The organism is Myroides odoratimimus (assembly GCF_030326305.1).
GTDB lineage: Bacteria > Bacteroidota > Bacteroidia > Flavobacteriales > Flavobacteriaceae > Flavobacterium > Flavobacterium odoratimimum_A.
The window spans coordinates 38,196-50,093 of sequence record NZ_JACAKB010000004.1; the positions used below are offsets into that span (position 1 = coordinate 38,196).

Below are 11,898 nucleotides of genomic sequence, written 5' to 3' on the forward strand. Positions count from 1 at the left end.
TTATAGATCTTCTAAAAGTAATAAATACAAATTCTTGGGAGTTCTACCATAACTTAAAAAATCGCTTTCATTGGTAGACTGTTTGAAGCAATTAAATGTTGTAATGTTACTAGGTAGTGCACTACCATATTTTCTTTTGATTTCTCTTAAGCCATCACTTTTTGTTCTAGTCATTTGACTAGTCTTAGCTAGGACTACAATATTATCTGGTAAATCATGAGCTTTATTATTCTTAATTTGTTTATCACAAAAAAGAATAGAACCATCTTCAGCTATTAAGTTTTCACACCCAGAGAAAAAGAAAGTTGGGTTCTTTACTTCGCCATATTTTATATTGTTCTCTTGTAGCATAGAGTACAGAGGACTTTCATACGTTTGGGCTTCTGTTTCAAACCAATCATTCTCTACGAGAATATTGATAAAAGATTCATTTAATTCATCTAATGTTTCGCAGTATAAGAACTTGCCTCCATTCTCTTTAAAGTTTAAAGTAAAAAGTTCATCCACAGGAAGTTTTTCTTCAGGTAAGTATTGACTTTTATGCACAGCAGGGTTTTCCTCTACTGGGTCAGAAGGTTGAAATACTTTTAATAACTTCTTGAAAAAACTCATATTAAAATAAACTCCGATGAAATAAATTGATTAAGTATTCAAAGATAAAAAAAATCTTAACTTAAAGTTGCCTTTAGGTTAAGATTTTTAATGTTTATAGAGGTCGAGTCTCTATTATTCTATGTTATCTTCAGTTTTTGTTTCAGTAGTTAGATTTACTTCTACTGCTCCTTCTTTATCAAAGGGCCTTGGACCAAAGATGTTTTCTAAATCTTGTTTGAAAATTACTTCTTTTTCACAAAGCAAATCTGCTAGTTGTACTAGCTTATCTCTGTTTTCTGACAAGATAGAAATAGCTCTTTCGTATTGACCTTCTATTAGAGTAGATATCTCTTGGTCTATTACACGAGCAGTTTCTTCTGAATATGGTTTAGCGAAGCTGTATTCACTTTGTCCAGACGAATCATAATAAGTGATATTACCTAATTTTTCGTTCAGACCGTAGATTGTAACCATAGCTTTAGCTTGTTTAGTTACTTTCTCTAAGTCGCTTAATGCTCCAGTAGATATCTTGTCGAAGATAATCTTTTCAGCAGCACGTCCTCCCATAGTAGCACACATTTCGTCTAACATTTGTTCTGTTCTCACGATTTGTCTTTCTGTAGGTAGATACCATGCAGCTCCTAAGCTCTGTCCTCTCGGAACGATGGTTACTTTCACTAGTGGAGAAGCGTGCTCACACATCCAGCTTACTGTAGCGTGACCTGCCTCATGTATAGCGATAGCATATTTCTCTTCAGGAGAGATGATTTTGTTTTTCTTCTCTAGACCTCCGATGATTCTATCTACAGCGTCTAAGAAGTCTTGCATATCTACTTCTTTTTTATCTTTACGAGCAGCTGTTAATGCAGCTTCGTTACATACGTTAGCAATATCTGCTCCAGAGAAACCTGGTGTTTGTTTAGATAAGAAGTCGATATCTAAGTTGTCAACTTTTTTAATATTGCGCAAGTGTACTTTAAAGATAGCTTCACGCTCTTTAACGTCTGGTAAGTCTACATAGATCTGTCTGTCAAAACGTCCAGCTCTAAGTAGTGCTTTATCTAAAATCTCAGCGCGGTTAGTAGCTGCTAATACGATAACGTTAGTATTAGAACCAAAACCATCCATCTCTGTTAGTAATTGGTTTAATGTGTTTTCTCTTTCGTCGTTAGATCCAGAGAAGTTACTCTTACCACGAGCGCGTCCTACAGCATCGATCTCATCAATAAAGATAATGGCTGGAGATTTCTCTTTAGCTTGTTTAAATAAGTCTCTTACACGAGAAGCACCTACTCCTACGAACATCTCTACGAAATCAGATCCCGAAAGAGAGAAGAATGGAACTTGCGCCTCACCAGCAACAGCTTTTGCTAATAAAGTCTTACCTGTACCAGGAGGTCCTACTAATAGCGCTCCTTTAGGTATCTTACCTCCGATAGAAGTATATTTTTCAGGGTTCTTTAAGAATTCAACGATTTCAACGATTTCTTCTTTTGCACCCTCTAATCCAGCTACATCTTTAAAGCTAACTTTAATGTCGTTTTTCTCGTCAAATAATTTTGCTTTAGATTTTCCGATAGAGAAGATTTGACCTCCGCCACCAGCTCCTCCACCACCAGTCATTCTTCTCATCATGAATAACCAGAATCCGATGATGATGATGATAGGTAAGAAGCTAATTAGGATATCTCCCCAGTTACTTTCAGGTTCAGATTTATATTCTTTAATTTTTCCTTCAGTAGTAGCTTTGTCTAGTTTTTCTTGAAACAATTTAGAATCTCCAATGTCAGTTAAGAATTGAGGTCCTGCATTTTCTCTTCCAAGTATATTGTTTTTGTTTAGATCTTCAAACTCTTTGCTCTTTTGAGCTTCTGGTGTTAAATAAACTTTAGCTACAGAACGGCTAAAGTCAATTCTTTCTACATATCCTTTATCTACATATTCATATAGCTTAGAAAGCCCCAATTGTCTTGAGTTTCCAAAGCTGCTCCCATTAGTAAGGAAATTTATCACCAAGATAATCACCAAGATACTACCATATAATACCCATGGATTAAATCTTGATTTATTTTGGTTAGGTTTCATATTTTCCGACATGAAATTTTGGTTTAGTGGTTAATACTGGCTGTCAATAGTAGTGATTTTAGCGTCTCCCCATAAGCTTTCAATGTTGTAAAATTCACGAATGTGTTTTTGGAACACGTGTACAACAACGTTTACATAGTCCATTAAAATCCATTCTGCATTATCTTCACCTTCTACGTGCCAAGGTTTATCACGTAATTCTTTAGAGACTAATTTTTGTACAGAACCTGAAATGGCATTAACTTGAGTGTTAGAGTTACCATCAGCTATGATAAAGTAATCGCAAGGAGTGTTGTCTATTTCTCTTAAATCGATTATTGTAATGTTTTCACCTTTAACTGATTCTATCCCTTTTACAATGTTTGCAATCAATTCGTCGTTATTAATATTTTTGTCTGCCATTTATTTTTTGTCTTATTTTATTCTAGTTTAAATGTAATGTTTGCTAATTTTGGATTCAAATATAATGAAATCGATCAGATTAGTCTATAATTATTTTACATGAATATTATCAAACTCGATGCCATAGGGTCAACGAATACTTATTTGAAGGAAATATTAACGCATTCCAATCTTGAAAACTTTACTGTTGTTGTAACTGAAAATCAATTTCAAGGAAAAGGACAAAGAGGTAGTGTATGGAAAGGAGAAGTAGGTACTAGCCTTACATTTAGTGTGTTAGTGAAGGATCTGTTAGAGACTCCTGAGCATGTTTTTGATTTAAATGTTCTTGTTGTATTAAGCGTTTATTCAGGGATTAAAAAGTTATATAATCTGCCATTTAGCATAAAATGGCCAAACGACATATTGTCATATAATAAGAAGATAGGTGGCATTTTGATTGAAAATATTATCAAAGCTTCAGGAGAAACACTGTCAGTAGTAGGAATAGGTATAAATGCTAACCAAGAAAACTTCGATCAATTACCTCAAGCGACCTCTTTATTCAAATTATGCGGTAAAAAAGTGAATAAAGATGAAGTAATGCATGCTATATTGGCTTCACTGAAAGAGTACTGTCAGAAGTATGTCACTTTAGGTAGCTCATTTATATGGGAAGAGTATCATCGTAACTTATATCGTATTAATATTCCTAGTGTTTTTGAACTACCTAGCGGTGTTCGCTTTATGGGGATTATACTAGGAGTGACAAAAAATGGATTACTACGAGTGAAAAAAGAAGATGATAGTATAGCACTATTTGATATCAAACAAGTAAAGTTATTATACTAATCAATAAAGAGTAGGCAGTGCTCCTGCTTCGTGTCAGTACTGTCAGAAAGTATATGACCACTCTCTATATGGCTACAAAGTAGTAAGAACTAGCTAAACTGTATGGATAGGCAATATCTCAGGACTAGTTGTTTGTATATTACTTTATGGCTCTTATGTTTGTGTCTTGTTTTAAACTTATACGGGAAGTGTATTTAGTGATAGTCTGATAAGTAGGTGATGACTGCGTTATATTCTACATTTTAACGGAGTGAGTACAGACTCATAGCGGACTTACTACGGACTCATTTGCTACTAGATAGTAACATGACTGAACTAAAATAGGAAGGAAACAAACAAGAAAGAGAATAATGAAACCATTATTCTCTTTATCTATATTTATTCTTGTTTTTTGAATTTTAATGAGATGGAGTTCATACAGTATCTCATACCTGTAGTCTCGGCAGGCCCGTCTGGGAAGATATGCCCTAGATGCCCATCACAGTTAGAACAAGTCACTTCAACTCTCTTCATTCCATGTGACAGATCTTCTATATAGTTAACAGAACCTTCTATCGCTTTATCAAATGAAGGCCAACCACAATGTGCATCAAATTTAGTATCGGAGTTAAATAATAGCTGTCCACATCCTGCACAGTGATACGTTCCTTGTTCGTTAAAGTCGTTGTATTCTCCAGTGAATGGACGTTCTGTTCCTTTCTCTCTTAGTACATAGTACTCAGCAGGAGTTAAGGCTTGTTGCCATTCTTGCTCGGTTGTTGTTTTATCTTTTTTCATTTTTGGTATCTTTTGATAGTTTGCATCTTTACAGGCTAATATACTTAGAATGATACAACTGAATACAACTGTTTTCATTGTTTTATTGCTCTATGAAAGATTTGATGCGTTCTATGACTTTCTTATCTCCTAAGATCTTGCGGTGACCTAGACCAGAAGTAATCATAAGTTCTGCATTTTTACTGTGTTTTTTGATCGCGTAAGCAGCACTTACATTTACGTCTAGATCATCTTCGTCATGCATAATTAGAAGAGGAATGTCAATCTCCTCTGCTGCTAGATGCACAGTGTAGCTCTCCATAGTTTGATTAAACTGAGTTTCGAATCGCTCTTGAATCTTTTTAGCGATAATAGGTTTTAGTTCTATTTGTTTAACGAAATCATCTATTACATCCTTTACTACATCTCCACTTCCTAATATGACTGCTTTTTTAGCTTTTAGACCATCTCTAAGAGCATTCATAGTAGTCATTCCTCCTAGTGAGTGACCGATAACGAGTTCGAATGGACCGAACTGCTTTTCTACTTCGAATGCAGAAGCGATAAACTCAGTCATATTAGTCTTCGTCTTAGGAGACTTACCATGACCAGGTGCATCGAAACTTACGACGTCATATCCAGCTCTCATTAGCATATTAGCGATAGTTACTAGCTGTGTACCTCTACCATTCCATCCGTGTATCAAAAGAGCTTTTTTATCAGCAGCTTTATTGGTTCCGTATTGATATACAACGATGTCTTTGCGCAGTGCAGGTACAGTTATTTTTGTGACAACACTTTTATCAAACATCTCCTTCTCTCTTTTTGGTGGTTTAAATTTAAGAGGAGTGATGAATAAGTTCTGAGCAAATCTAGTCGCTAGGTTATTTGAAAATAATTGTAATGTTTTTCCTATTACTATTATGCTTTTTGGTATTTCAAGCGATTGTTTTGGTTTTTGACTTTGCATTATAATAATGTTCTAAGGAGGTAAAATTACAAAATAAAAGAATCTAAAAGAATTATTATAAAAGTAAAAGTTTTTGAATTATGCGAATTCCTATTAATTTTGAAAATAAAAAATAATGAAAAAAATCGTATTCTCTATCGGAACTATTTTGTTGTTAACTGCTTGTGCAACAAATCCTTTTACAGGAAAAAAAACTATGGCGTTTACTTCTAATGCTGAGTTGTTTCCAATGTCTTTTTCACAATATGATACTTTCTTAAAGGAACATAAGGTGATAAAAGGGACAAAAGATGCACAACGCGTAGCTGACGTTGGTGTAAAAATTAAGAAAGCAGCAGAAGTTTGGTTGACAGCTAATGGGTATGGAAGTTATCTTAATGATTATAAATGGGAGTATAACTTAGTAGATGATAAGGAAGTGAATGCGTGGTGTATGCCAGGAGGTAAGATAGTGTTCTATACCGGTATTTTGCCTTATTGCCAGACAGATGCTGGGATAGCTGTAGTGATGGGGCATGAGGTAGCTCACGCGTTAGCTAATCACGGACAACAACGCATGAGTGCTGGAATGCTACAGCAGGCTGGAGCTGTGGCAATAGATGCTGCTACTGCTAAATCTAGTGCTACTACAAAACAGTTAAGCGCTGGGCTATACGGGTATGGTAGTAATGTGGCAGGAATGTTGCCATTCAGTAGATCACATGAGACAGAGGCTGATAAGATAGGATTGACACTAATGGCTATCGCGGGGTATAATCCTGAGGAAGCAGTTAGTTTCTGGAGTAGAATGGCTGCTAGAGATGGCAGTGGAGGTGGGAGCTCATGGATGAGTACTCACCCTAGTAATGAAGAGCGTATAGCTAATTTGAAGAAATTAATTCCTGAAGCAAAAGCTGAAGCAGCAAAATTTGGTGTATCTTTTGGAAGATAAAAATAGAGTAAGCTACCTTCTGGTAGCTTATTTTTTTAAATAGAATAGACTATGAAAAGTTTTGTAAAAGGGGATAAAAAACTTTTAAATGCATGGGCGTTTTATGATTGGGCCAACTCAGTATATGCCTTAGTTATTTCGTCATCTATCTTTCCGTTGTATTATGGATCTCTATTTAGAGAGTTAAATATTGATAGTTTTGATTTTTGGGGAACCTCTATTAAGAGTGAATCAATTATCAGTTATATCACTGCGATAGGATTCTTAGTAGTATGTATACTGTCGCCTATATTATCAGGAGTAGCAGATTATTTAGGGAATAAGAAGTTTTTTATGAAACTGTTTTGTGGTATAGGGTCTATATCGTGTATGCTTCTTTATTTTTTTAGTTTAGATTATATGTTGTTGAGCTTATTGATCTATATGTTTGGGTTAATAGGTTTTTGGGGAAGCTTAGTTTTTTATAATTCATACCTTCCTGATATCGCTTTTACAGAGCAGCAGGATAGAATAAGCGCAAAGGGATATGCGCTAGGGTATATAGGCAGTGTTATACTACTTCTGTTAAACTTATTGTTAGTGATGAAGTATGACACCTTTGGCTTTACTACTGCAATGACAGCTATGCGCTTCTCATTTATACTTGTAGGTCTGTGGTGGATAGGATTTAGCCTTTATACTTTTAAGTATTTACCTGATTTTAAAAATGAGAAGAAAATCACCCGATCTTTATTCTTTAAAGGCTTTAGAGAGTTAAAAAAAGTATGGGGAGAGCTAAAAGAATATGTTGCTCTGAAGAGATATTTAGTTGCTTTCTTTGTCTATAGTATGGCAGTACAGACAGTGATGGTAATCGCAGCCTACTTTGGAGAAAAAGAAATCTCATGGGAAAATGATACTCAGCGTACGACAGGCTTAATATTAAGTATACTGATGATTCAGTTAGTAGCTGTAGCGGGAGCCTATTTGACTTCTCTATTGTCAAAAAAAATTGGCAATATTTATACGTTATGTGTATTAAATGCGTTATGGATTATAATATGTCTATATGCATATACTATAATCACGCCTAATGAGTTCTATGTGGCAGCTAGTTTTGTGGGATTAGTAATGGGAGGGATACAATCATTATCTCGATCTACATATTCTAAACTATTGCCGGAGACTACTGATACGACTTCCTTCTTTAGCTTTTATGATGTGACAGAGAAGTTAGGTATTGTGCTAGGGATGTCTATGTATGGGCTGGTAAGTGATATCACTGGTAAGATGCAGAATGCTATATTGTTTTTGATCCTGTTTTTTGCTGTAGGTTTTGTTCTGTTATTAAGAATACCTAATAAAAAGTAGAATTAGTATTAAAAAAGAAATAAGATTGTATTTTTGTTATTGAAATATTTTTAAAAATTGATTACTTTACGAATAGTAAGTTATAATATGAAAAAGACATTTAGAATATTAGCAATTAGTTTATTTTCTATCACCGCTATGACTGTAGCTTCATGTGATAATGAATCGTATGATACTATCATAGAAGGGGAGCAGGGAGTAGGTAAGCCGATTATGACTATTCATAATCAAGGAGAGACTATCCTGATGCGTGAAGGGATAGTGGCTGAGTTAGATAAAAACGGACGTTTAGAAATAAAAGTGAAGTTAGCAGGAAGCGAGAATTTTGAAAATGATGAGTTGATACTTAGAACTTTAAAGTTTCAGTCAGGTAACTTTCCTACAAATGTGAATGAGAGTAATTACTATTCGTGGGAGAATAAGCTACTGTATACAACGAAGGATACATTGCGTCCTAATATCGTGACAGGGATTATGTCTATCGGTAATATTAATAGAAAAGCGAGAGTAGTATCAGGTGATTTTGACATTAAGCGTATGATGCCTAGTAATCAAAATAACCCAGACTTAAAGTCATTTCCTATAAGTGGAAGCTTTGTAGATATTCCTTTTGTTAGAAAAGAAGCTACATATTTAGAAGCATTTGCAGATAATGAGCCTTTTACTAATCCTGAGGAATCTGTAGAAGTAAAGGGCGGAAGAGCGTATGTGTCTAGTATAGATGGAGTAGAGAAGACACAGAAGATAGTGCTGGATTTTCCTTATAATGAAGATATAGTAGTATCGAATGATCCTAAAGAGTTTAAGAAACTAGGATGGTTTAATGTAGAGTATACTTCTCCTTATGGAGTTAAGTACACTTCTAAGAAGGTAGCAGAGAACGAAGGTTTCTTGCGTTTTGATTATGCACAGCGAGATGAAAAGGATCCAAATAAGTTTTTATTAAAAGGTAGATTTGAAGCTAATTTAGTAGGAGTGGAAGAAGAGGATCAAGATAAAAAAGTAAAAATCACTTATGGAGATTTTTCTGTTATAATTATTTCTTCTCCAAGTAAATAATATTTTGTATTTTAACATAAAAGACAAAAAATCCTTGCCATAATAGTAAGGATTTTTTTATGGCATAAAGATTGAAATATTATATAGGTAGAACAATTAAAAATTAATTTTTTTGTTGGTAATCAGTTAGTTATGGGTGTGGTTGTAATTGGGCTATGTCGAAATAAAATTGTTAACTGACAAAATGACGTAAAAATACATATGGCAAATCAAAAAATAATAACATTTGACAACTTGTCGTTACAAGATTTAGGAGATGGAGATTCAGAGTTTATTCCGATTTTTTCAAGTGAAGATGAAGAGGAGATGAATAAAGAAGAATTACCAACCTCACTTCCGATATTACCATTGCGAAATATGGTATTATTCCCGGGTGTAGTGATTCCTATTACAGCAGGTAGAGATAAGTCTATTGAATTATTAAATAGAGCAAATAAAGGGGATAAAACGATAGGTGTAGTAGCACAGATAGATGAAGGTACTGATGATCCTGGTATCAATGAGATATACCATACAGGTACAGTGGCTCGTATCATCAAGTTATTAAAGTTGCCTGATGGAAATATCACAGTTATCTTGCAGGGTAAAAAACGTTTTGAAATCACAGAATTGACACAGGAAGAACCTTATATGAAGGCTAATGTGGTAGCTCGTGAAGAGAAGCGTCCTAGTAAGAAGAATAAAGAGTTCTCAGCAATTGTTGAGTCTATTAAAGAGACTGCTTTAGAGATCATTAAAGAGAACCCAAATATACCATCGGATGCAGCATTTGCTATTGAGAATATTTCTAGCGAATCGTTCTTGATTAATTTTGTGTCTTCTAATATGAGTATGGATATTGGTGATAAGCAACGATTACTTAATATAGATGACCTAAATGCTAGAGGTTTAGAAGCTTTAAAGATGATGACTTTAGAGTTGCAAAAGCTTCAGCTGCGCAACGATATTCAGACGAAAGTGAGAGTCGATCTAGATCAACAGCAAAAAGAGTATTTCTTACATCAACAAATGAAAACGATCCAAGAAGAATTGGGTGGTTTTTCGAATGAAGAGGAGTTTGAAGAGATGCGTAAGAAAGCTGCTAATAAAAAGTGGTCTAAGGAAGTACAGGAGCGCTTCGATAAGGAGTTAATGAAGTTCCAAAGAATGAATCCTCAAGTGGCTGAGTTTGGTATTCAACGAAACTATTTAGAGCTGTTCTTAGAATTGCCTTGGAATCATTATTCTAAAGATGTCTTTAATTTAAAAAATGCTCAGAAGCAGTTAGATAAAGATCATTATGGAATAGAAGAGGTGAAGAAGCGTGTCTTAGAGCACATGGCAGTCCTTAAGTTAAGAAATGACCTTAAGTCTCCTATCCTATGTCTATATGGACCTCCAGGAGTAGGTAAGACCTCTATCGGTAGATCTATAGCAGATGCATTAGGTCGTGAGTATGTACGTATTTCTCTAGGAGGGTTACGCGATGAGGCAGAGATCAGAGGACACAGAAAGACTTATATCGGTGCTATGCCTGGACGTATTATCCAGAGTCTGAAGAAGGCAAAGACATCTAATCCAGTGTTTTTACTAGATGAGATAGATAAGTTATCTTCTAGTCATAATGGTGATCCTTCTTCTGCATTATTAGAAGTATTAGATCCAGAACAAAATCACGAGTTCTATGACAACTTCTTAGAAATGGGATATGACTTGTCTAAAGTGATGTTTATCGCGACATCTAATAGTTTAAGTACTATACAGCCTGCATTGAGAGACCGTATGGAGATTATCGAGATGACGGGGTATACAATAGAAGAAAAAGTAGAGATAGGTAAACAGCATTTGTTAGGCAAACAATTAAAGGCGCATGGAGTTACTTCTAAAGATGTTGTGATTGGTAAAAAACAGATGGAGTTTATCATTACGAATTATACAAGAGAGTCTGGAGTACGTGGTTTAGATAAGCAGCTAGCACATATCGCTAGAGGTGTAGCTAAGAATATCGTGATGGAAGAGGAGTATAATGTGAAGATGACAGAAGAGGATATCAAAAAAATCTTAGGTACGCCGCGCTTTGAGAATGATAAGTATGAGAATAATGATGTAGCTGGTGTTGTAACAGGGTTAGCATGGACTAGTGTTGGAGGGGATATTTTATATATAGAATCTATTATTTCTAAAGGTAAAGGAGAGCTTTCTATCACAGGTAACTTAGGTACAGTGATGAAAGAGTCTGCTACTATAGCACTAGAGTATATTAAGGCTCATGCAGAAGAGTTAGGTATTGCTCAAGAAGTGTTTGACAATTATAAGATACATATCCACGTACCTGAAGGGGCAACTCCTAAAGACGGACCTAGTGCGGGTATTACGATGCTGACGTCTATGGTGTCTTCATTTACTCAACGCAAAGTGAAAAAGAATTTAGCGATGACTGGAGAAATTACCTTAAGAGGTAAGGTGCTTCCAGTAGGAGGGATAAAAGAGAAGATTCTTGCAGCTAAGCGTGCTAATGTCAAAGAGATTATTTTGTGTAAAGATAATAGAAAAGATATTGATGATATTAAAGAAGAGTATCTTAAAGGATTGACATTCCATTATGTAGACAAGATGGAAGAAGTTTTAGAGATTGCTATTACAAATCAAAAGGTAAAGAATGCTAAGAAGCTAGAAGTAGCTAACAAGTAAAACTTATTAGATAGGACAAGGAAAGCCTCACTTTTATAAAGTGAGGCTTTTTTTCGTTTTATAAGGCTCTAGACTGTATTTTGTCCCCTTAAAATGATGTGAATTTTTACAGATTAACTTACTTTTGCTAGCCATTATTGTAGAAAATAGTTGTATTTTTAAGGTGCTTTTTTAGTATTTGTTTTATAGTGAACGTATTAAAAAGGTGTTTTGATTAAAAAGAGCTATTTATAAAGTGTTTTTAAAAAGA

General features: G+C 34.8%; 10 protein-coding genes. 5 read left to right on the forward strand and 5 right to left on the reverse strand.

The genetic code is table 11. The features are described 5' to 3' along the window. From HX049_RS04700 to rsfS, 3 genes are all read right to left on the reverse strand, one after another. Positions 1-612 (reverse strand): LUD domain-containing protein, encoded by a 612-nt coding sequence (locus HX049_RS04700; RefSeq protein WP_286414407.1) that lies wholly within the window; start codon positions 610-612, stop codon positions 1-3. A gap of 114 nt (positions 613-726) precedes the next feature. Beyond that, entirely contained in the window at positions 727-2,691 is a 1,965-nt protein-coding gene (gene ftsH / locus HX049_RS04705) for an ATP-dependent zinc metalloprotease FtsH (protein ID WP_286414409.1), read from the reverse strand. Positions 2,692-2,709: 18 nt separating this feature from the next. Continuing rightward, on the reverse strand, positions 2,710-3,081 hold the full coding sequence (gene rsfS, locus HX049_RS04710) for a ribosome silencing factor (RefSeq protein WP_006258757.1): 372 nt from the start codon (positions 3,079-3,081) through the stop codon (positions 2,710-2,712). Positions 3,082-3,180: 99 nt separating this feature from the next. Here rsfS and HX049_RS04715 point away from each other — a divergent pair, with 99 nt between their 5' ends. Further along, on the forward strand, positions 3,181-3,912 hold the full coding sequence (locus tag HX049_RS04715; protein WP_286414410.1) for a biotin--[acetyl-CoA-carboxylase] ligase: 732 nt from the start codon (positions 3,181-3,183) through the stop codon (positions 3,910-3,912). 378 nt (positions 3,913-4,290) lie between these two features. On the opposite strand, the gene msrB is transcribed toward HX049_RS04715, so the two are convergent. Beyond that, a complete protein-coding gene (gene msrB / locus HX049_RS04720) occupies positions 4,291-4,767 on the reverse strand; it encodes a peptide-methionine (R)-S-oxide reductase MsrB (protein ID WP_286414412.1) in 477 nt (158 codons plus the stop codon). Between the two features lie 4 nt (positions 4,768-4,771). Beyond that, positions 4,772-5,638: an alpha/beta hydrolase gene (locus HX049_RS04725; protein ID WP_286414414.1), complete on the reverse strand. Its 867-nt coding sequence runs from the start codon at positions 5,636-5,638 to the stop codon at positions 4,772-4,774. A 115-nt stretch (positions 5,639-5,753) separates the two neighbouring features. On the opposite strand from HX049_RS04725, the gene HX049_RS04730 reads away from it, so the two are divergent. The 4 genes from HX049_RS04730 (at position 5,754) to lon (ending at position 11,648) form a co-directional block, all read left to right on the forward strand. Continuing rightward, a complete protein-coding gene (locus HX049_RS04730) occupies positions 5,754-6,569 on the forward strand; it encodes a M48 family metallopeptidase (protein ID WP_286414416.1) in 816 nt (271 codons plus the stop codon). Positions 6,570-6,620: 51 nt separating this feature from the next. Next, entirely contained in the window at positions 6,621-7,919 is a 1,299-nt protein-coding gene (locus HX049_RS04735; RefSeq protein WP_286414418.1) for an MFS transporter, read from the forward strand. Between the two features lie 87 nt (positions 7,920-8,006). Next, positions 8,007-8,978: a hypothetical protein gene (locus HX049_RS04740; protein WP_286414420.1), complete on the forward strand. Its 972-nt coding sequence runs from the start codon at positions 8,007-8,009 to the stop codon at positions 8,976-8,978. Between the two features lie 201 nt (positions 8,979-9,179). Next, positions 9,180-11,648: an endopeptidase La gene (gene lon / locus HX049_RS04745; RefSeq protein ID WP_286414421.1), complete on the forward strand. Its 2,469-nt coding sequence runs from the start codon at positions 9,180-9,182 to the stop codon at positions 11,646-11,648. Positions 11,649-11,898: the final 250 nt, after the last annotated feature.

Coding starts and splice junctions, on each gene's coding strand:
- HX049_RS04700 (WP_286414407.1), bottom strand. CDS start 612: ATGAGTTTTTTCAAGAAGTTATTAAAAGTATTTCAACCTTCTGACCCA.
- ftsH (WP_286414409.1), bottom strand. CDS start 2,691: ATGTCGGAAAATATGAAACCTAACCAAAATAAATCAAGATTTAATCCA.
- rsfS (WP_006258757.1), bottom strand. CDS start 3,081: ATGGCAGACAAAAATATTAATAACGACGAATTGATTGCAAACATTGTA.
- HX049_RS04715 (WP_286414410.1), top strand. CDS start 3,181: ATGAATATTATCAAACTCGATGCCATAGGGTCAACGAATACTTATTTG.
- msrB (WP_286414412.1), bottom strand. CDS start 4,767: ATGAAAACAGTTGTATTCAGTTGTATCATTCTAAGTATATTAGCCTGT.
- HX049_RS04725 (WP_286414414.1), bottom strand. CDS start 5,638: ATGCAAAGTCAAAAACCAAAACAATCGCTTGAAATACCAAAAAGCATA.
- HX049_RS04730 (WP_286414416.1), top strand. CDS start 5,754: ATGAAAAAAATCGTATTCTCTATCGGAACTATTTTGTTGTTAACTGCT.
- HX049_RS04735 (WP_286414418.1), top strand. CDS start 6,621: ATGAAAAGTTTTGTAAAAGGGGATAAAAAACTTTTAAATGCATGGGCG.
- HX049_RS04740 (WP_286414420.1), top strand. CDS start 8,007: ATGAAAAAGACATTTAGAATATTAGCAATTAGTTTATTTTCTATCACC.
- lon (WP_286414421.1), top strand. CDS start 9,180: ATGGCAAATCAAAAAATAATAACATTTGACAACTTGTCGTTACAAGAT.